This is a genomic window from Pseudomonas sp. FYR_2, assembly GCF_043106425.1.
GTDB classification, from domain to species: domain Bacteria; phylum Pseudomonadota; class Gammaproteobacteria; order Pseudomonadales; family Pseudomonadaceae; genus Aquipseudomonas; species Aquipseudomonas monteilii.
Genome location: NZ_JBICMM010000021.1, coordinates 55,236 through 74,677, shown reverse-complemented (window position 1 = coordinate 74,677; position 19,442 = coordinate 55,236). Strand labels below are relative to the sequence as shown.

Annotated in this window: 16 protein-coding genes and 1 other RNA gene; 10 read left to right on the top strand and 7 right to left on the bottom strand. The window is 58.7% G+C overall.

Features of this window, described 5'->3' with window-relative positions; all coding sequences use genetic code 11:
- Positions 1-159 precede the first annotated feature (159 nt).
- Positions 160-561, top strand: coding sequence for a MarR family winged helix-turn-helix transcriptional regulator (locus ACF8R4_RS11770; RefSeq protein WP_200627591.1), 402 nt, complete (start codon positions 160-162; stop codon positions 559-561).
- Positions 562-965: 404 nt separating this feature from the next.
- Here the strand turns inward: ACF8R4_RS11770 and ACF8R4_RS11765 are convergent, their stop codons facing one another.
- Entirely contained in the window at positions 966-1,787 is an 822-nt protein-coding gene (locus tag ACF8R4_RS11765; RefSeq protein WP_392492458.1) for an antA/AntB antirepressor family protein, read from the bottom strand.
- Positions 1,788-2,810: 1,023 nt separating this feature from the next.
- On the opposite strand from ACF8R4_RS11765, the gene ACF8R4_RS11760 reads away from it, so the two are divergent.
- From ACF8R4_RS11760 to ACF8R4_RS11750, 3 genes are read left to right on the top strand one after another with little or no spacing between them, the layout of a single operon-like run.
- Positions 2,811-4,373: an N-6 DNA methylase gene (locus ACF8R4_RS11760; protein ID WP_392492456.1), complete on the top strand. Its 1,563-nt coding sequence runs from the start codon at positions 2,811-2,813 to the stop codon at positions 4,371-4,373.
- Positions 4,370-5,635, top strand: a complete 1,266-nt coding sequence (locus ACF8R4_RS11755) for a restriction endonuclease subunit S (RefSeq protein ID WP_392492454.1) — start codon at positions 4,370-4,372, stop codon at positions 5,633-5,635. The genes ACF8R4_RS11760 and ACF8R4_RS11755 overlap by 4 nt, the downstream gene beginning before the upstream one ends.
- A 15-nt stretch (positions 5,636-5,650) precedes the next feature.
- Entirely contained in the window at positions 5,651-8,833 is a 3,183-nt protein-coding gene (locus ACF8R4_RS11750) for a type I restriction endonuclease subunit R (RefSeq protein ID WP_392492452.1), read from the top strand.
- 51 nt (positions 8,834-8,884) lie between these two features.
- Here ACF8R4_RS11750 and ACF8R4_RS11745 read toward each other — a convergent pair whose 3' ends face one another.
- Positions 8,885-9,469 carry a recombinase family protein gene (locus ACF8R4_RS11745; protein ID WP_392492450.1) on the bottom strand — a complete coding sequence of 195 codons (585 nt, stop codon included), beginning with the start codon at positions 9,467-9,469 and terminating at the stop codon, positions 8,885-8,887.
- A gap of 209 nt (positions 9,470-9,678) precedes the next feature.
- Here ACF8R4_RS11745 and ACF8R4_RS11740 point away from each other — a divergent pair, with 209 nt between their 5' ends.
- Positions 9,679-10,422: an abortive infection family protein gene (locus tag ACF8R4_RS11740; protein ID WP_392492448.1), complete on the top strand. Its 744-nt coding sequence runs from the start codon at positions 9,679-9,681 to the stop codon at positions 10,420-10,422.
- Between the two features lie 326 nt (positions 10,423-10,748).
- Positions 10,749-10,845, top strand: an RNA gene (ffs, locus tag ACF8R4_RS11735) — signal recognition particle sRNA small type.
- A gap of 28 nt (positions 10,846-10,873) precedes the next feature.
- Here the strand turns inward: ffs and ACF8R4_RS11730 are convergent.
- Entirely contained in the window at positions 10,874-11,293 is a 420-nt protein-coding gene (locus ACF8R4_RS11730; RefSeq protein ID WP_392492447.1) for a helix-turn-helix domain-containing protein, read from the bottom strand.
- A gap of 82 nt (positions 11,294-11,375) precedes the next feature.
- On the opposite strand from ACF8R4_RS11730, the gene ACF8R4_RS11725 reads away from it, so the two are divergent.
- Positions 11,376-11,864: a DUF2938 domain-containing protein gene (locus ACF8R4_RS11725; RefSeq protein WP_104834253.1), complete on the top strand. Its 489-nt coding sequence runs from the start codon at positions 11,376-11,378 to the stop codon at positions 11,862-11,864.
- Between the two features lie 439 nt (positions 11,865-12,303).
- Here the strand turns inward: ACF8R4_RS11725 and ACF8R4_RS11720 are convergent, their stop codons facing one another.
- A complete protein-coding gene (locus ACF8R4_RS11720; protein WP_392492445.1) occupies positions 12,304-13,068 on the bottom strand; it encodes a substrate-binding periplasmic protein in 765 nt (254 codons plus the stop codon).
- Positions 13,069-13,192: 124 nt separating this feature from the next.
- Here ACF8R4_RS11720 and dnaX point away from each other — a divergent pair, with 124 nt between their 5' ends.
- The 3 genes from dnaX (at position 13,193) to recR (ending at position 16,402) form a co-directional block, all read left to right on the top strand.
- Complete coding sequence (dnaX, locus tag ACF8R4_RS11715) at positions 13,193-15,256, top strand: DNA polymerase III subunit gamma/tau (protein ID WP_156867831.1); 2,064 nt, start codon at positions 13,193-13,195, stop codon at positions 15,254-15,256.
- 64 nt (positions 15,257-15,320) lie between these two features.
- A complete protein-coding gene (locus ACF8R4_RS11710) occupies positions 15,321-15,656 on the top strand; it encodes a YbaB/EbfC family nucleoid-associated protein (protein WP_003254305.1) in 336 nt (111 codons plus the stop codon).
- A gap of 143 nt (positions 15,657-15,799) precedes the next feature.
- Positions 15,800-16,402: a recombination mediator RecR gene (gene recR / locus ACF8R4_RS11705; protein WP_027609459.1), complete on the top strand. Its 603-nt coding sequence runs from the start codon at positions 15,800-15,802 to the stop codon at positions 16,400-16,402.
- A 41-nt stretch (positions 16,403-16,443) separates the two neighbouring features.
- Here recR and ACF8R4_RS11700 read toward each other — a convergent pair whose 3' ends face one another.
- The 3 genes from ACF8R4_RS11700 to hemN form a co-directional block, all read right to left on the bottom strand.
- On the bottom strand, positions 16,444-16,992 hold the full coding sequence (locus tag ACF8R4_RS11700) for an adenine phosphoribosyltransferase (protein WP_016711710.1): 549 nt from the start codon (positions 16,990-16,992) through the stop codon (positions 16,444-16,446).
- 55 nt (positions 16,993-17,047) lie between these two features.
- Positions 17,048-17,782 (bottom strand): Crp/Fnr family transcriptional regulator FnrA, encoded by a 735-nt coding sequence (gene fnrA, locus ACF8R4_RS11695; RefSeq protein ID WP_016711709.1) that lies wholly within the window; start codon positions 17,780-17,782, stop codon positions 17,048-17,050.
- Positions 17,783-17,968: 186 nt separating this feature from the next.
- Entirely contained in the window at positions 17,969-19,351 is a 1,383-nt protein-coding gene (hemN, locus tag ACF8R4_RS11690; protein WP_060499654.1) for an oxygen-independent coproporphyrinogen III oxidase, read from the bottom strand.
- Between the last annotated feature and the right edge of the window lie 91 nt (positions 19,352-19,442).

The window sequence follows — 19,442 nt, the reverse complement described above, 5'->3', positions numbered from 1 at the left end:
TCAGCCAATGATAGGTAATCAATTTGGCTTCAACGTCTTTATTGGAAAAGCACGCTTTTGCTTATTCATCGGCGACTTGTATGTCCGAGTGCCGAAGTGCTTTGAGTTGGCGTGGAATAGCACTGGTTTCTATTTCGGGAAGGATGGAGCGTGAAGTACATGGAAACCACATTCAGCAAGCAAGCCTTGACTTATGATCGGTATGCACTTGTCCAGCTTTTCAAGGCAATTGAAGAGGTTCGAGGTGTTGATCCCGAGATGCAAGCACAAGGCATCGCACTGTTCCTTTACTCTGCGATCTACCCAGGTTGCACGATGACGGATCTACAGAAGAACCTTGGAATGACCCAATCGTCCTGCTCAAGGAATGTGTCGGCCTTGTCTGAGTGGCATCGTCTCGAAAAGCCAGGGCATGGGCTGCTTGTGGCAACCCCAGATCCGATGGAGCGCCGCAGGAAGATCGTGCGATTGACCGACAAGGGTGAGCAACTGGCCGTCTCGCTGACCGAGGCGGTGATGAATCCGGTTCGACTGTCGTCGTTCTCGAAGGAGGTGCGGTAAAAAAAATAACCCCCAACACCAAGCCGATGTGTCGGCCTCCTGGCTGTCCAGGCGGAGGGTGATGGGGGTGTTGTCTGTTGCTGCTTGTTGGCGTCAGCCGGAGCACTGGAAGGTTCATCTGCTGGGCTGCTTTCCATCTGCGCTTGTCTGCGGCCAGGGTCTCGCTCAGCAGTGGATGCTAGATGGTGCCTTCGGCTGTCGCAGCCATGCCCGAAGCACTCCGTTTCCTGGCCTTTCTCACTTCGCTGGTGATGCTCTTCATGAGCGAGAGCCTTCTATGGTTCTCTGCTTGGATCTAGCCACCAGCTTGAAGTCTGTCTGCCAGACGAAGCAGAGCAGGTACATCAGGGGAATCAAAGGCCATAGCAGCAGGGCGCCCAAGAACATCAATTCAGGCAGACGCATCAGGCCTCCTCCGCTTGGGTCTTGATGTAGTCGCTCGGGTCGACGCTGGTTCCGTAGGAATGGCTCAGTACTGCCTCGATCTGCGACAGTGTCATGCCGCCAGCCAGCATGGTCAGGGCGGCGTCATAGGCTCGGCTGTACTGATTGAGGTCATCGGGGTTGAGCGAGTCCCGAATGTGACGGCCTATCTTGGCTCGCCATTCGCTGGCGGACAGTCCGGTCATAACGCAGCATACGAGCGACATCAGGCACGCTTTCATCTCCATGGCTTCCTGCCTGACGAGGCTCTTTGGCAGCTCTCCAGACTTAGCCTTTTCGCCAGCGATGACGAACGCCTGATGAGCGACCTGATTGTCGATGCTTGTGAGCATGGAGCCCCGGATCGGGGTATAGCGGATGAGCTTGAAGGCCAGTTCTTCCATGTCGAGGAAGTAGTGCCGCACCTCGCGCCCTTCTGGAGTTTGTGTGCTCATGGCCAAATGCGCCGCGCAGTTACGGCTGAGACTGTAGTCGGTGCGGGGCTTTCGCGATGATGGCGTGCTCTTCTTTGCCACCTCCGAATAATGCCCGAACTCGTCCATTATTCTTGCCGCGCCGCGAGAGACCCATTTGTCGAAACGGGCTTCGGGTCTGCCTATTATTTCCCAGAGCTTCCGGGCATCAATACACGGCTCTGTTCTGCTCTCGACAAAGGGAAGTATCCGGCGAACCCGGATCATCCTCTCGGTCTGTTCCTCGCTGAAGCCAAGAGTCTGCATGACGTGCTTCGGGCAGTTGGCGGGAGTGTGGTTAAAGGTCTTGCCAGTTCGTTTGCTTTTCATGGCGTAGATCATCCTTTTTGTTCAGCCGTCAGAGTCCCTTCCATCCATGCCACCAGCTCCCATCTACAAGGGAAACACGGACGGCTCGGACGGCTGGACAAAACGGGCTGGGTTTGAGGGGGATCTGCAAGGGATGCAGGGTTGATGCTTGGTGACTTGCTCAGGAGTTCCCCGGTTCCTGGATGCCATCCATGGGCCAAAGCCTGGGCAGCAGTGGTTGCCTAGGTCGTTACTGTGCTGAGGCCAGGGCTGATGGATGGCAGAGGCGAATGGGGAAACTCCTGGGCGGAGTCATCTGGAGGTACATAAAGATGAGCGAGCGGTGGACTGACAGAGAGGCCTGAGCTTCCTGACAACCACTGACGGGGATGATCACTGCATCAAGAGCAACTTGCGGTGCAGCTTGAAGAGCATCTACCAGTGTCCCCGCAAGACAGGCTTGATGCTGTCTCATTGCTTCGTTCTTCATTGATGGATTGATGGTAATGACCATGGATGAAGGACAGCTCAAAGACACTCATAGAGTGGCTTCGCCATCCACCGCTACACCCCGCAAGTCATCGCAGGTAGCCAGCCTCGACTGGGTGCCATCACCTCCCAGCCAGCTATGTCAGGTTCGTCATCACCCGTGACTGCTGGCCGATTGGTCGGGGCAGTGAGAGGGGCTGTACGCCTGAAGCTCAAAGTAGCAGTAGGTACTCGGCGGTCGCCTCGCTGGGCTGTTTCCTTTCCCTGGCTCAATCAGTCCCTCCGGCTGTTTGCCAGAGCTGCTGATCGAGCGTCATGGTTGGGGATCGAGCGTGCGAGATTACGCGTTCTTTCCTCCATAACTGTGTGTTAATCGATCATCGCCGAACGTGCTGCGATCTTGCTGATATAGCGTTTGTGGCAAGTCGGCTGCTTTTCTCTGGTAGTAGAGCGCGTGATGGCACTCTGGTCTGCTCCGGTTATAGCCATGCGTTTGATCGGCTCTCGTATGTAGTAAGCTCTCGGCATTTCTGTATTACTGCGTGGAGATGTGCCTTGGTCACTGGAGATGTAGAGAAGCGTTTGTGGGCTGTAGCTGACCAACTATGGGCCAACACAGGGCTGAGGCCGGGGGAGTTCTCGGTGCCTGTTCTGGGGCTGATCTTCCTGCGTTATGCGGAGAAGATGTACGCCGCTGCTGAAGAGAAGCTGGGGCCGATTGGTTCTGGTGGTCGCCGCAAGGTCAGCAAAGATGACTATCTGGCCGAGGGCGTGATCTTTCTGCCAGAGAAGGCCCGCTTCTCCTATCTGCAGACCCTCACCGAGGGCGATGTCATCGGGTTGGCGATCAACGAAGCCATGAAGGCCGTTGAGGAGGAGAACGTCGACCTCAAGGGCGCTCTGCCTCGCAACTACGTCCAGCTTGGCAACACGGTGCTGCTGGAGCTGATCAAGCTGCTTGGCCCGGTGGATCTCAGTGGGGACGCTTTCGGCAAAGTCTATGAGTACTTCCTGGGCAACTTCGCGCTGAAGGAAGGCCAAAAGGGCGGTGTCTTCTATACCCCAGAGTCCATCGTAAAGCTGATCGTCGAGATCATCGAGCCGTTCCACGGGCGGATCTTCGACCCGGCTTGTGGTTCGGGCGGTATGTTCGCCCAGTCGGCTGACTTCGTTAAGCGTCACCACAAGACAGCGATGGAAGAAATCTCCATCTTCGGCACCGAGAAAGAGCAGGTCACGGTCAATCTGAACAAGATGAACCTGGCTGTGCATGGCCTGTCGGGTGATGTGCGTATCGCCAACACCTACTACGAAGACCCGCATGAGGCCGTTACTCGTGATGGCGGGCGCTTCGATTTCGTTATGGCCAATCCGCCGTTCAACGTATCGGGTGTCGATAAGGAGCGTCTTGAGGGGGATCTGCGGTTCCCGTTCGGTGTACCGAAGACCGACAACGCCAACTACCTCTGGATCCAGCTCTTTTACGCATCGCTAAACAAGAATGGCCGTGCTGGTTTCGTAATGGCGAACTCGGCAGGTGATGCAAGAGGCAGCGAGCAGGTGATTCGGCAGAAGCTCATCGAGAGCGGTGCAGTCGATGTGATCGTTTCGGTCGGCTCGAACTTCTTCTACACCGTGACCCTGCCTTGCACGCTGTGGTTCTTTGACCGGGCGAAGGAGCGCGATGCAGAGAGAGCAGACAAGGTTCTGTTTATTGACGCTCGCCACATCTACCGGCAGATCGACCGGGCACACCGTGACTTCAAGCCTGAACAGATCGAGTTTCTCGCCAACATCGTGCGCCTGTATCGAGGTGAGGCTCCAGAGCTAGACCAGGGAAGTGCTGAGTTGCTCGCTGAAAGAGGACTGGGCAAGGGCTACGTGGATGTGCCGGGTTTATGCAAGGTTGCTTCTCGCGAGCTGATTGAGTCTCAGGGCTGGTCGCTGAACCCTGGGCGATACGTGGGTGCTGCTGCAAGAGAAGTGGAAGATGTGGACTTCACTGAGCGATTAGAGGAGTTGGCTGAAGAACTGGAGGTTCTGAATGCTGAGTCACGAGAACTCGAGTTGAGAATTGCAGATAACATTGCAGTGATCTTCGATGGAGCATCCGCATGACTGTAGGTGCTTCTTGGAAGGAGGTTACTCTAGAGGATCATGTTGATTTAGTAGTGGGGTACGCGTTTAAAAGCTCTGGCTATACAGACGACGAAAGCGATGTGCGTCTCCTGCGTGGCGACAATGTTGCTCAGGGAGAGCTGCGTTGGGATAAGGCTAAAAGATGGCCTGTCGCTGATTACCAGAGATACGAGGCGTTTCATCTTAGGGAGCGGGACATAATACTCGCAATGGATCGACCTTGGATCAGTGCGGGCCTAAAGTATGCCAGGGTTAAGCGCAAGGATACTCCCTCACTCCTTGTTCAGCGAGTTGCGCGTCTTCGTGGTACTGAAAGTCTTAAGACGGATTACCTACGCTGCGTTATCGGTAGCGCTGATTTTACCGACTATGTTCTCTCAATTCTGACTGGCGTAAACATCCCGCATATAAGCGCAAAGGATATTAAGCGGTTTAGATTTTTGCTGCCTCCAGTGGCGACTCAGGAAAGGATCTCAAGGGTTATAACTAGTTACGACGATCTCATCGAAAACAACACGCGCCGCATCGAGATCCTCGAAGAAATGGCGCGGCGGTTGTACGAGGAGTGGTTCGTTCAGTTTCGCTTTCCGGGGCACGAGGGTGTGAAGTTCAAGGAGAGTGAGCTTGGGCTGATTCCTGAAGACTGGAAGGTGTCAACTCTTGATGAGTTTGGTGAAATCATCACTGGCAAAACACCTAGCAAGAATAATTCAGAGTTTTTTGGTGGGGTCGTTCCTTTTATTAAACTCCCTGACATGCATGGCAATACTTTCATAATTGAAACCTCCGAAAGGCTTTCGGAGGAAGGGGTGAGCTCTCAAAAAACGAAAACCATACCGCCTGGCTCCATATGCGTTAGCTGTATCGGCACTGCTGGGGTGGTGGTTATTACTTCGGAGCCCTCTCAGACTAATCAACAGATAAACTCTATTGTTCCTCGCGCTCCAGGCTTGCGGGAGTTTTTGTTTTTTTCAGCTACGGCGCTGAAGGAAAAAATAAACAACTATGGAGCTACGGGCGCGACAATGACTAACCTTAGTCGCGGAAAGTTCGCTTCTCTGCAAGTTGTTGAGCCAAAAGAGGATTTGCTGTGCGGTTACAACAAGTTAGCAGCTCCGTTGTTTGATAAGATCCTTTGTTTGCAAAAAGCTAACCGTAACCTCCGAGCCCAGCGAGACCTGCTCCTTCCCAAGCTAATCTCCGGTGAGATCGACGTATCCGATATTCCCATGCCGACCTAAAAGGAGTTCAGGCGCATGAGTCCAGCAGCACCACATTCGCACGACTATTCCGAGGACACGCTGGTCGAGCAGCCAGCCATCGCGCTGTTCGAGTCTCTCGGCTGGGAAACTGGGAACCTCTACGCAGAGTGGACAGGTAGTTCCTCCAGCGAAGGACGCCAGACCCAGCAGGATGTGGTGCTGGAGGATCGTCTGCGGGCCGCACTCAGCAAGCTCAACCCTGACTTGCCCAGCGATGCCATCAATCTGGTGGTCGAGGAATTGGCCCGAGATCGCTCCAAGCTGCTGCCGGTCAACGCCAATCAGGAGGTTTACCGGTTGCTGAAGGACGGGGTGCCTGTCCCGGTTACTGATGAGCACGGGCATAACACGCTCAAGGTGGCCAAGGTCATCGATTGGGGCAATGTCGAGGAGAACGACTTCTTCCTCGCCTCCCAGTTCTGGGTGAAGGGGGACTACCACACGCGGCGCACTGACCTGCTGGGCTTCGTGAATGGTATCCCGCTGTTGTTCGTTGAGCTGAAGGCGACCCACAAGACGCTCAAGGCTGCCTACGACGACAACCTCACCGACTACCGCACGGTCATCCCGCAGCTCTTCACCTACAACGGCGCGCTGATGCTGTCGAACGGTTCCCAGACGGTGGTGGGTAGCACCTTCTCGCCGTGGGAGCATCTGTTCGAGTGGAAGCGGATCAACGATGAAGGTGAGAAGGGCGTTGTCTCCCTGGAGACCGCGATCAGAGGCATCGGTGAGCCTTCCAGGCTGCTGGATATCGTCGAGAACTTCACCGTGTTCGAGGATGTGGCTGGGGGCGTGATCAAGAAGATCGCCAAGAACCACCAGTACTTGGGGGTCAATAAGGCCATCGCTGAGGTCTGGCGAACCAAGGATCGCCCCAAGGATCAGGCCGGGCGGCTTGGCGTCTTCTGGCACACCCAAGGCTCAGGCAAGTCTCTGTCGATGGTCTTCTTCGCTCAGAAGATCCTTCGCAAGATCCCAGGCAACTGGACGTTCGTGATCGTCACCGACCGCAACGAACTGGACGAGCAAATCTACAAGACCTTCGCTGCCACAGGCGCGGTGGGTGAGGTCGAGGCTCATGCCACCAGCGGCGCTCACCTCAAGCAGTTACTCAGCGAAGACCACCGCTACGTCTTCACGCTAATCCAGAAGTTCGGCACCAAGAAAGGCGAGGTCTACCCGCAGCTCTCTGACCGCCAGGACATCATCGTCATCACCGACGAAGCTCACCGTTCCCAGTACGACACCCTGGCCATGAACATGAGGACGGCACTCCCTAATGCCGCCTTCTTGGGCTTCACCGGGACGCCACTTATGGCTGGCGAGGAGAAGACCAAAGAGGTCTTCGGTGACTACATCTCCGTCTATGACTTCGGCCAGTCCATCGCTGACGGTGCCACGGTTCCGCTGTACTACGAGAACCGCATTCCCGAGATGCAACTCATCAATGACAACCTCAATGAGGACATGGCGGCGCTACTCGAAGAGGCCGAGCTGGACGAGGAGCAGGAGCGCAAGGTCGAGCAGGTCTTCGCCCGTGAGTATCACCTGATCACCCGAGAGGATCGCCTTGAAGCCATCGCCAAGGATCTGGTGAACCATTTCGTTGGTCGTGGTTACCAGGGCAAGGCCATGCTGGTGTGCATCGACAAGGCCACCGCCGTCCGCATGTACAACAAGGTTCAGGATCACTGGAAGACGTATCTGACTGACCTGAAAGCTCAGCTCGCAAAGGCTCCCAAGGAGCAGCAAGAAGAGTTGCGGCACAAGATCCAGGTGATGACATCGACCGACATGGCGGTGGTCGTCTCCCAAGGTCAGAACGAGGTGAAGGAGCTAGCCGATAAAGGGCTAGATATCCTCCCGCACCGTAAGCGCATGAATGAAGAGAACCTGGGCGAGAAGTTCAAGGACTCGAAGGATCCGCTGCGGTTGGTCTTCGTTTGCGCCATGTGGATCACCGGCTTTGATGTGCCGTCTTGCTCGACCATCTACCTCGACAAACCGATGAAGAACCACACCCTGATGCAGACCATCGCTCGGGCCAACCGGAAGTATCCGGGCAAGGAGGCGGGGCTGATCGTCGACTATGTGGGGGTCTTCCGTAAGCTGCAGGAAGCCTTGGCGATCTACGGTGGGGCTTCTTCTGGTGAAGGCAGTGAGGGTGAGCCAATCAAGAACAAGGCCGAGCTGGTCGAGTACTTGAAGCACCTGCTTGCCAGGGGGATCTCGTTCTTGTCTGAGCACGGTGTGAATGCCCAGGCCATCAAGGATGCTCAAGGCTTCGAGAAGGTGGCCAAACTGGATGATGCGGTTGAGCAACTCATTGCCAATGAGGAAACCAAGAACAGCTTCATGAGCCAGGCCCGGATTGTGTCTCGGGTTTACAGGGCGATTCTTCCCGATCCTGATGCCAATGAGCTTGCTGCTGACGCTGTGCTGATCTCCGTGATTGCTCAGAAGATCAAGGCACTTGCCCCTCCCGTCGACATCTCCGAGGTGATGCAGCAGGTCGAGGAATTGCTGGATCGCTCCATCGCTCCGGTGCCTTACATCATCAAGGAAGACGACGATCAGCCACTGCATGACCTTAGCCAGATCGACTTCGAGAAGCTCAAGGAGAAGTTCAATCAGGGACGCAAACGCACCGAGGCCGAGAAGCTCCGGGCCTTGCTGAGCATGAAACTGGAAACCATGCTGACCGAGAACCCCACTCGCAAGGACTTCATGGAGAAGTTCCAGAAGCTGATCGACGCCTACAACTCTGGCAGCCTGAACATCGAGGTGTTCTTCAAGGAGCTGGTGGATCTGACTGCTGATCTGCAGGTCGAGGATCAACGAGCTATCCGCGAGAACCTCTCCGAGGAAGAGCTGGCTCTGTTCGACATCCTGACCAAGCCAGTACCTGAGCTTGCGGAGAAGGAAAAGGCGCAGGTGAAGAAGGTCTGCAAGGAGCTTCTGGAGACCCTGAAGGCCGAGAAGCTGGTGCTCGACTGGCGCAAGAAAGACAGAGCCAGGAGTGATGTGCGGCGCACTCTGGAGATCGTCTTCGACCGGGGCTTGCCTGAGAGCTACGACGAGGGGATCTACAACGAGAAGTGCGAGCTGGCCTTCCACCACATCTTCACGAGCTACTACGGGGCTGGTGAGAGCGTGTACTCGGCCATGCGGTAACGGTGCTTTGGGGGAGCAAAAAATAATGCACCCCCAAACACGCAACCTCGCCTATACGGCTGCCCCCTGTGGCACTCGAAGCACCCTGCAAGCCCGCTTCACGGCAGCCGTTGAAATCCCCCAGTGCTTAGCCGTATCCGCAATGCTAGCCTCGTTCTCCTTCCTCCAGATGGCTACGGCCTGATCATCGATTACCTTCGGCGCCCCCAGCTTCTTGCCCAGCGCCCTGGCTTGCTCGATCCCAGCCATCTGGCGGGCCTTGATGTTGGCCCGCTCTAGTTCAGCTACGGCAGCCAGCATGGTGAGCATGGCCTTGCCGACTGGGCTGGATAGGTCGAATCCCTCGCGTATGGATACCACCGTCACTCCCTTGGCCTTCAGGGCTTCGACTGTTTCCAGAACGTCGATGGTGTCTCTGCCCAATCGGTCGATGGCTGCCACGACAACCGTGTCTCCCTTCCTGGCGTAGGCGTGGAGTGCCTTGAAGCCCTCCCGCTGCATTGCCTTAGTGGCCCCGCTGGTGGCCTCATCGGAGAACCACTCGCTGACATGGAAGCGTTGGCTGATGGCGTGGCGCTGGGCCTCGGTGGTTTGGTCGTCGGTGCTGACTCGGACGTAGGCGATGGTGGCGGTCATGGCGAATAGCTCCTTGAGCGCAAGGTGGATCACAAAGCTAGCTCAATATGCTATTGAGTGGATCGGTATAAATCAACAGTTCTGATCCAGCCGAAGGCCGCAGCGCTTCGTTTGGCTCAAGTTGGCTCGGAAGGTACACCTTCTGATCCGGTCTGGGGGAGCGGCTTCCGCTATAGTCCATAGACATTGTTGAGACGGACACGGATGCCATGCGTGGAGAGCTTTTGACTTCAGCCGAGTCCTTGCTGAACCTAATGATCGCTCATGCGACAGGCTCACCAGGAGAAGATGCAGATTACATTCGCTTGCGGAAGCAGCTACTCGGGGCTGCGCTTGGAGACTTGGTTCCTAAGATGGTGCAGACGTGCCGTTCACTTGGGCAATTCTGGGGAGTCATCAAGCAGAAGTTCGGCACCTATCAAGAGCGGAGAGACTATCTCTATTCGGAGTTTCAACCGCTTCTAGATCAACTCGAATCCGCATCCCGCTCTCCAGCTGACGAGTTAATCAGTGGGTCAGTGAGGAAACTGGATGGTGCCTACGTCCATGCTGCCTGGGAGAAAGCTATAGAGCGACGGAATAGCGATCCAGAGGGCGCTATTACTATGGCGAGGAGTCTGCTTGAGGCTGTGTGCAAGCTGATACTTGATGGGGCAGGGGTCAGTTATGGTGACGCACCTGATATCAACAAGCTCTACGGCATGGCGTCCGAGCAGTTGAACCTCTCGCCAAGTCAACATGCAGATAGAGACTTTAAGCGCATTCTTGGTGGCTGCACCTCAGTAGTTGAGGGGTTAGGTGGTCTCCGAAACAGGCTCGGTGATTCTCATGGAAAGGGAGCCACCTGGGTAAAGCCAGCTCCCCGTCATGCTGAGCTAGCGGTCAACCTCGCTGGCGCTATGGCTACCTTCCTGATTGCAACTTGGGAGTTCAGGCAAGGTAAGCCAGTCTAAAGTCCCAATCTAATTGCCGCGAAAAGGCTATCAATCGGCAGCGACTGAATGGATTTTAAGTGAGGCCTGGTGGGGTGCCTCTTTTCGGTCGGCCAGACCCGGGGGGGGACGGGGGAATGTGGCGCGCCAGCGTCGTTTATATCGCCTCGCATTTTTGGCAAAAATAGCCGGTAGGGTGTGGCTAGGTGATCCAAAAGGGATCCAGAAGTGATCCGAAGCAGTGATCCAAAGCCCTCCCAAAGGCTTGTGGCAGCACTGTAGAATGGGGTCACTTATTGATAGCTGTGCGACGAGCAGAAAGCGTTAGAGCCCAGGAATGGCGAGGCTTACAGGCTACCCGCATTGATTAACCGTTAACCCGGTCAGGCCCGGAAGGGAGCAGCCGTAGCGGTGACATCGAGTGCCGGGGTGTGGCTGGTGGGGCCGCCTCCATTTTCGGGGTCAGAAAGCCTTAAGCTGCGGCGAACGCCTTCTTACTTGCCTGCTTATCGTTCAGTTCCCCTGCCGCAGACAGCTTCATCAGCCTTTGGAATTTCGGGCATGCCAAATGATCCTCTTCCGGGCATTGTGCTGCGTGCCGCAAGCCCTTGCTCATCGCCTGTAATCGCTTGATTCGCGCATCCAGTTCGTCCGCCTTGGCCATCAGCATCTGCCGGTTCACTTGCAGGTCCACCAGCATCACGCCCACTTCATCTAGCGAAAACCCCGCAGCCTGCCCCAGCGCGATCAGCGCCAGCTTGTCCGCCACATCAGCTGCAAACTGCCGCCGCTGGCCGCGCCCGGCGAGTGACTTGAGCAAACCTTTCTTCTCGTAGTAACGCAGTGTCGAGGCGGGTACGCCTGTGCGTTTGGCGACGTCGGCAATGTCCATTGAAGGCCCTTGACTTGAAGTTGACTTCAACTTCTATGCTGCGCGTCATGGTGATGACCGTCAATCTTCGAGGGCTTGTTCTATGACGATTACTGCGATGTTTTCTGCTGCCTTGCCGATTGGCATTGGTGCCACGGTGGTCATGGACCTGTGGGGGCTACTGCTGCGGCGCTTGGGTGTTGCCACGCTGAATTTCGCCATGGTCGGGCGTTGGGCGGGGCATTTGCTGAACGGTCGTGTACTGCATCAGGCGATTGCCAAAGCCGAACCCGTGCGAAATGAGTTGGCGTGGGGATGGGTGATCCATTACGCCATCGGTGTGCTGTTCGCAATGCTGCTGGTTGTGATCGTAGGGGAGGGTTGGTTGCTGTCGCCTACTTTGTTGCCTGCAGCAGTTGTTGGCGTGGGTACGGTCGTGGCACCGTTGTGCTTCATGCAGCCGGCGATGGGCGCGGGGTTCTTTGCGTCCAGGACGCCGAAGCCTGCGCGTAACTGCCTGAAGAGCTTGGCTACGCATTTTGTGTTTGGCGTGGGGTTGTACTTGAGTGCAGGTTTGCTGGCTTTGGTGTGATGGCAGGGAGCTCGATCAGAGTGAGCGCACAATCAGCTACTGCCTGGGGGCAGGCGGATGCTGTCGCGTTGGCAGTTGAGCGGCGGTGAGGTTATAGGTGCTCAGCGTTGGCATGTGATTGCGTGATGGCTGCGGGGTGTTTGGCTTGGGTTGTTTGGCGCCTGTGAGATCGAGCGCCGCCCGCGTGGCGCATCGCGAGCTGCGCTCGCTCCTACGTTTGTTTCCAGCCAGTAACGCCTGTGGCACGCGCGCGCGACCGTCTGGTTTGTACGACATGATATCGCGCCATGCGCCAAGGCGTTCGCGCGCAAATCCCATAGGAAAAATTGGCCCGAAACAAACGTAGGAGCGAGCGCAGCTCGCGATGCGCCGCGTGGGCGGCGCTCGGTCTCACAGGCAATAAAAAACCATCGGCGTACACCCGTCAGCCCTCCCCAGATCAAGGTTGAGCCACTGAATCCCCTGAAAGCCCTGCTCCCCCATACCGCTGCACAATCCGCTCGATCTCCGCCGACTGCTTCATCCTCACCAGCGCCCGCAGCAGCCCTTGGGTCGGTAACCCCGGATCGCTACGCACCATGCACCCCAGATCCTGTTCCTCCAGCACCGCCAGCACCTGCAACTGCTGATCAGCCGGCAACCCTTGGTTAAACCACTGCAACGACAGCTGGTTACTGACCGCATGCCGATAGCGCCCAGCCTGTAACTTCTGCAGCACCAGCAATTGGCTGCGGCTGTCTTCACGGCGCAACTGGCCCTGATCCAGCAGCGGTTGCAGGGTCGAGTAGGTGTAGCCCAGCACCGTGCCAATAGCTTGGGGCGGCAGTTGTTCCGGGGGCATGGGGCTGCTGTCGCCCACACGGCCTACCAGTACGTCACGCTGGTGTATCAGCGGGATACTCCAGACAAAATCCCCGGGGCGGTCATTGAACCACTGGGGGCTGACATAGCAGCGTACATCGATATCGCCGTTGTTCATGGCCTCCTGCAGGCGAAGGCGGGCCATGACGTGATACTGGGGGCGTACGCCCACTTCCCTGGCCAGCGCTTGTATCAGGTCATACACCAGGCCTTCCACCGGCTGGTCGCCTTCGATGCGGACCAGCGGCATGCTCCAGCTCTCTGCAACGGAGAAGCGCAGCACGGGCTGTTCAGCCAGGCTGTGCATGGGCCAGAGCAGCAGTAGGGCCAGCAAACTTCGCAAAGGCGTATCCTCCCTGAACAACGCACCTGCCTCAAAGCTTAGACGATTCGCGTAGGGTGCAATTTTGCCCCCGCTCCGCTAGCATTAGCGCTCTTCCGCTCTATCAGGCAACGATGGTTTTTCGATGAGTTATCAGGTTCTTGCACGTAAATGGCGTCCGCGCTCGTTCCGCGAAATGGTCGGCCAGGCCCATGTGCTCAAGGCCTTGATCAATGCCTTGGACAACCAGCGCCTGCACCACGCCTACCTGTTCACCGGTACCCGCGGTGTGGGCAAGACGACCATCGCCCGTATCATCGCCAAGTGCCTTAACTGCGAAACCGGCATCACCTCCACGCCGTGCGGCACCTGTTCGGTGTGCCGGGAGATCGACGAAGGCCGTTTCGTCGATCTGATCGAAATCGACGCCGCCAGCCGTACCAAGGTCGAAGACACCCGCGAACTGCTCGACAACGTGCAGTACGCCCCGAGCCGTGGGCGTTTCAAGGTCTACCTGATCGACGAAGTGCACATGCTCTCGACGCACTCCTTCAATGCCTTGCTCAAGACGCTGGAAGAGCCGCCGCCCTACGTCAAGTTCATCCTCGCCACCACCGACCCGCAGAAACTGCCGGCCACCATCCTCTCGCGCTGCCTGCAGTTCTCGCTGAAGAACATGAGCCCGGAGCGTGTGGTGGAGCACCTCAGCCACGTACTGGCTGCCGAAAACGTGCCGTTCGAACCGGATGCCCTGTGGCTGCTGGGCCGCGCGGCCGATGGTTCGATGCGTGACGCCATGAGCCTGACCGACCAGGCCATCGCCTTTGGCGAAGGCAAAGTGCTGGCCGCTGATGTGCGGGCGATGCTTGGCAGCCTGGATCATGGTCAGGTCTATGGCGTGCTGCAGGCCTTGCTGGAAGGTGATGCCCGGGCCTTGCTAGAGGCCGTGCGCAACCTCGCCGAACAGGGCCCGGACTGGGCCGGCGTGCTGGCTGAAATGCTCAATGTGCTGCACCGCGTGGCCATTGCCCAGGCGCTGCCCGAGGCCGTGGACAACGGCCAGGGCGATCGCGAGCGGGTGCTGGCGCTGGCTCAGGCGCTGCCGGCCGAAGACGTGCAGTTCTATTACCAGATGGGCCTGATCGGCCGCCGAGACCTGCCGTTGGCCCCGGACCCGCGTGGCGGCTTCGAAATGGTGCTGCTGCGCATGCTGGCGTTCCGCCCGGCCGATACCGACGACGCACCGAAACCGGTGCTAAAGCCAGTGGGGATCAGCCAGGCCACAGCTGATTCTGCAAAACCAGTGGCAGCGCCTGTAGTTGCCGTGGCGCCGCCAACGGTTGTGGTAGAACCTGCTGCGCCACCCGTTCAGGCCCCCGCGCCAGTCGAGCCGCCGCCTCAGCCTGCGGCCGAACCTGCTGCGGCCGTTGAGCCTGAGCCTGTTCCTGTGGTTGAGCCCGAACCCGAGTCCGAGCCAGCGGTAGAGGTGATCGACCTGCCATGGGAAGAGCCCGCAGCACCGCCGGCAGCGGTGGTGGCGCAACCTGAGCCAGTGCCCGCACCTGCGCCCGCAGTTCCAATCCAGCAGGCCGCCCCGGCCCATGATGATGAACCGCCTTTCGACCCGTCCGCCTACTCCGCCGTAGGCATGGACCGGGACGATGAGCCTCCCCTGGACGAAGACTATTACGGCGGTGAAAGTGACCCGGTCGGTTTCAGTTACCTGGACGAACTGGCCGAGCACATCCAGGAGGAAGCGCCCAAGCCGGTAGCCCAGCCGCTGCCAGCGGCCAAGCCGGCCACCGGCCTGGCCCTGCAATGGCTCGAATTATTCCCGCAGTTGCCTGTGTCCGGGATGACAGGCAACATCGCGGCAAACTGTACGCTGATCAGTGCAGAAGGCGACGACTGGCTGCTGCACCTGGATCCAGGTCAAGGCGCGCTGTTCAACACTACCCAGCAGCGACGCCTGAACGAAGCGCTCAACCAGCACCTGGGGCGCACGCTGAACCTGCGCATCGAGCTGATCCTGCCCGAGCAGGAGACTCCGGCCCAGGCCGCCGCGCGCAAGCGCGCCGAACGCCAGCAGGACGCGGTCACCTCGATCGAGCAGGATCCGTTGATCCAGCAGATGATCAAGTTGTTCGGTGCCAAGGTGCGGCAGGATACTATTGAGCCTGTAGAGGCCCTGGCCAATCAGGGCCAGTAACGGATAACCATGCGGCCGGCCCTGCGCCGGGCCGTATCACATGACCCAATCGAGGTATACCCCCATGATGAAAGGTGGCATGGCCGGCCTGATGAAGCAGGCCCAGCAGATGCAGGAAAAGATGCAGAAGATGCAGGAAGAGCTGGCCAACGCTGAAGTCACCGGCCAGTCCGGTGGTGGCCTGGTGAGCGTGGTGATGACCGGTCGTCACGACGTCAAGCGTGTCAGCATCGACCAGAGCCTGATGTCGACCGACGAGGACGACAAAGAAGTGCTGGAAGACCTGATCGCCGCCGCGCTGAACGACGCGGTGCGCAAGGTTGAGCAGAGCAGCCAGGAAAAGATGGGCGGCATGACGGCTGGCATGCAACTGCCGCCGGGCTTCAAGATGCCGTTCTAAGGGCATTGCGATACCGAAAACCGCCGCTGAATCCAGCGGCGGTTTTTTTTGCAAAGATTTCAGCCAGGGCGCGGTCTACTGATTTGACGCCACTGCCCCCGCTGGGTATAAACCGCCTCTTATTGAATTGTCAGGCCTTTCTCATGAGCTTCAGCCCCCTCATCCGCCAACTGATCGACGGCCTGCGTATTCTGCCCGGTGTCGGCCAGAAAACCGCCCAGCGCATGGCCCTGCAACTGCTCGAGCGCGACCGCAGTGGCGGGCTGCGCCTGGCCCAAGCGTTGACCCAGGCCATGGAAGGTGTTGGCCATTGCCGTCAGTGCCGTACCCTGACCGAGCAGGAGCTGTGCCCGCAATGCGCCGACACGCGCCGTGATGACACCCAGCTGTGCGTGGTCGAGGGGCCGACCGATGTGTATGCAGTGGAGCAGACCGGCTACCGTGGCCGTTACTTCGTGCTCAAGGGCCACCTGTCGCCGCTGGACGGCCTGGGGCCGGAGGCGATTGGCATTCCGCAACTGATGGCGCGTATCGAGGAACAGGGCACCTTTACCGAGGTGATCCTGGCGACCAACCCGACGGTGGAAGGGGAGGCGACAGCGCATTACATTGCGCAGTTGCTGGCTGAGAAGGGGTTGGTGGCTTCGCGGATTGCCCATGGCGTGCCGCTGGGTGGCGAGCTGGAGATGGTGGATGGCGGGACATTGGCCCATGCCTTTGCGGGGCGGCGGCCGATTTCGCTCTGATTTGAAATTGCCGGGGCTGTAAAGCAGCCCCGGAAGCCAACTCAGTATTCGCTGAGGGAAAACTCGGTCAGGCAGAAGGTAGGCACCCCAGCCGCCTGCAACCGGCGCGACCCGTCCAGCTCTGGCAAGTCAATGATCGCCGCCGCCTCGAACACCTGCGCCCCGGTACGACGTACCAGGTTGGCCGCCGCCAGCAGCGTTCCGCCCGTGGCAATCAGGTCATCGAAGATCAACACCGAATCACCTTCGCACAGGCTGTCGGCGTGCACTTCCAGGAAGGCCTCGCCGTACTCAGTCTGGTAGCCCTCGCTCAGCACGTCAGCCGGCAGTTTGCCTTGCTTGCGGAACAGGATCAGCGGCTTGTTCAGCTGGTGGGCGATGATCGAACCAATCAGAAAGCCCCGCGCATCCATGGCACCAATGTGGCTGAACTCGGCCTCGACATAGCGCTCGATGAACTGGTCGGCCACATAGCGCAGCCCGCGCGGCGACTGGAACAGCGGGGTAATGTCGCGGAAGATCACGCCTGGCTTGGGGAAGTCCACTACCGGGCGGATGAGGGCTTTGAGGTCGAAGGTGTCGCTGTGCATTGTTGCGGGCATCCTGGGAAAACGAATGCCCAAGTATACCCGCTAAACGCTGGCCTCAGGCCTCGATTGCACCACCGGCCAGCGCACACAGCTGGATCGGGTCGAGAATGTGCACTTCCTTGCCTTCGGCGCGGATCAGGCCATTCTGCTGGAACCGGGTGAACACCCGCGAAACGGTTTCCACCGCCAGGCCCAGATAATTACCAATTTCGTTGCGCGACATGCTCAGGCGGAACTGGTTGGCCGAATAGCCGCGGGCGCGGAAGCGTGCCGACAGGTTGACCAGGAAGGTGGCAATGCGCTCGTCGGCGGTTTTTTTCGACAGCAGCAGCATCATTTGCTGGTCGTCGCGGATTTCCCGGCTCATCACCCGCATCAGCTGGCGGCGTAGCTGCGGCAGCTGTACCGACAGCTCGTCGAGGCGCTCGAAGGGAATCTCGCACACGGAAGTGGTTTCCTGAGCCTGCGCCGATACCGGGTAGGCCTCGGTGTCCATGCCCGACAGCCCGACCAGCTCGCTGGGCAGGTGGAAGCCGGTAATCTGCTCTTCGCCGCTGTCGCTGAGGCTGAAGGTTTTCAGGGCGCCGGAACGTACCGCGTAGACCGAGCCGAAATTGTCACCCTGGCGGAACAGGAACTCGCCTTTTTTCAGCGGGCGGCCGCGTTTGACGATTTCATCCAGTGCATCCATGTCTTCCAGGTTCAGCGAAAGAGGCAGGCACAGGGGGGCCAGGCTGCAGTCCTTGCAGTGGGCCTGGTTGTGTGGGCGCAGTTTGACTGGCTCGGACATTTGAATCGATCCTTGTGGGAAAGCACACATAAGTCGTAAGGGTAACCTACGACGCAGGGTGTAGGCCAGTGTGCGCGTTTTTGGTGCGCACTGGCGAAACCCCGGCAGGTGCCCTGCCGGGAGTCCTTGTGTGCCCATAGTGTGCCCGGCAAGGAAACTTGTCCATGCGGTTGAACGCCTCGGTTTTCAGATCACCCGCGAGAAGCGCTGGCGGTTTTGCATGGCCAGGTAGGCGTCGAACACCATGCACACCGAGCGTGCCAGCAAGCGGCCCGCCGGCAAGATGCGGATGCCTTTGTCGTCCAGGCTGATCAGGCCGTCGCGCTGCAAGGTCAGCAGCTCGGGCCAGAGGTCGTTGAAGTAGCCGCGAAAATCGATAGTGAAGGCCTGTTCGATCGGCTCGAAGTCCAGCTCGAAATGGCAGATCAGCTGCTGGATCACAGCCCGGCGGATACGGTCGTCGTGGTTGCACAGCAGGCCGCGCTGGGTGGCCAGCTGGGCGTTGGACAGGCTGTCCTGATAGGTGTTGAGGTCGCTGCTGTTCTGGCAGTACAGGTCGCCGATCTGGCTGATGGCCGACACGCCCAGGCCAATCAGGTCGCAGTGCCCGTGGGTGGTGTAGCCTTGGAAGTTGCGCTGCAGGGTGCCTTCCTCCTGGGCAATGGCCAGCTCGTCGTCGGGCAGGGCGAAGTGGTCCATGCCGATGTAGCGGTAACCGGCGGCGGTCAGTTGGTCGATGGTGGCGTGCAGCATCTCCAGCTTGGCCGCCGCGCTGGGCAGGTCGTTGTTGTCAATGCGCCGCTGCGGCATGAAGCGCTCGGGCAGGTGGGCGTAGTTGAACACCGACAGCCGGTCGGGCTGCAAGCGGATCACCTCTTCGACGGTGCGGGCAAAGCCTTCCGGGGTTTGCTTGGGCAGGCCGTAGATCAGGTCGAGGTTGACCGAGCGGAACTGCAACGTGCGTGCGGCTTCGATCAAGGTGCGGGTTTGCTCAAGGCTTTGCAAGCGGTTGACCGCACGCTGCACGGCAGGGTCCAGGTCCTGCACGCCCAGGCTGACACGGTTGAAACCCAGCTCGCGCAGCAGGCCCATGGTCGACCAGTCGGCTTCGCGGGGGTCGATTTCGATGCCGTAGTCGCCAGAGTCGTCGTCCAGCAGGTGGAAGTGCTGGCGCAGGGTGGCCATCAGCTGGCGCAGTTCCACATGGCTGAGAAAGGTCGGCGTGCCGCCGCCGAAATGCAGCTGTTCAACACGTTGTTTAGGGGCCAGGTGGCAGGCGATCAGCTGGATTTCCTGCTCCAGGCGCTGCAAATAGGGCGCAGCGCGGGCGCGGTCCTTGGTGATGACCTTGTTGCAGGCGCAGTAGTAGCAGATGTTGGCGCAGAACGGCACATGCACGTACAGCGACAGCGGGCGCACGGCTCGACGGCTCTCGCGCAGGGCATGGAGCAGGTCGAACGAGCCCACCTCGCTGTGCAGTTGCACGGCGGTCGGGTAAGAGGTGTAGCGTGGTCCGGCCAGATCGTAGCGGCGGATCAGGTCGGTATCCCAACGTAGGTCGTCGAGCATGAGGGCGGTCCCCGGAAAGAGCAGCAGTGCACCGGAGTCTATGGCCGTCTGTAGGAAACTGTGTTGATTTGTATCAAGGGCATCGGGGCGT

Bases quoted from the DNA above. Each gene is read 5' to 3' on its own strand.
- ACF8R4_RS11770 (WP_200627591.1), top strand. From the start codon at position 160: ATGGAAACCACATTCAGCAAGCAAGCCTTGACTTATGATCGGTATGCA.
- ACF8R4_RS11765 (WP_392492458.1), bottom strand. From the start codon at position 1,787: ATGAAAAGCAAACGAACTGGCAAGACCTTTAACCACACTCCCGCCAAC.
- ACF8R4_RS11755 (WP_392492454.1), top strand. From the start codon at position 4,370: ATGACTGTAGGTGCTTCTTGGAAGGAGGTTACTCTAGAGGATCATGTT.
- ACF8R4_RS11750 (WP_392492452.1), top strand. From the start codon at position 5,651: ATGAGTCCAGCAGCACCACATTCGCACGACTATTCCGAGGACACGCTG.
- ACF8R4_RS11745 (WP_392492450.1), bottom strand. From the start codon at position 9,469: ATGACCGCCACCATCGCCTACGTCCGAGTCAGCACCGACGACCAAACC.
- ACF8R4_RS11740 (WP_392492448.1), top strand. From the start codon at position 9,679: ATGCGTGGAGAGCTTTTGACTTCAGCCGAGTCCTTGCTGAACCTAATG.
- ACF8R4_RS11730 (WP_392492447.1), bottom strand. From the start codon at position 11,293: ATGGACATTGCCGACGTCGCCAAACGCACAGGCGTACCCGCCTCGACA.
- ACF8R4_RS11725 (WP_104834253.1), top strand. From the start codon at position 11,376: ATGACGATTACTGCGATGTTTTCTGCTGCCTTGCCGATTGGCATTGGT.
- dnaX (WP_156867831.1), top strand. From the start codon at position 13,193: ATGAGTTATCAGGTTCTTGCACGTAAATGGCGTCCGCGCTCGTTCCGC.
- ACF8R4_RS11710 (WP_003254305.1), top strand. From the start codon at position 15,321: ATGATGAAAGGTGGCATGGCCGGCCTGATGAAGCAGGCCCAGCAGATG.
- recR (WP_027609459.1), top strand. From the start codon at position 15,800: ATGAGCTTCAGCCCCCTCATCCGCCAACTGATCGACGGCCTGCGTATT.
- ACF8R4_RS11700 (WP_016711710.1), bottom strand. From the start codon at position 16,992: ATGCACAGCGACACCTTCGACCTCAAAGCCCTCATCCGCCCGGTAGTG.
- fnrA (WP_016711709.1), bottom strand. From the start codon at position 17,782: ATGTCCGAGCCAGTCAAACTGCGCCCACACAACCAGGCCCACTGCAAG.
- hemN (WP_060499654.1), bottom strand. From the start codon at position 19,351: ATGCTCGACGACCTACGTTGGGATACCGACCTGATCCGCCGCTACGAT.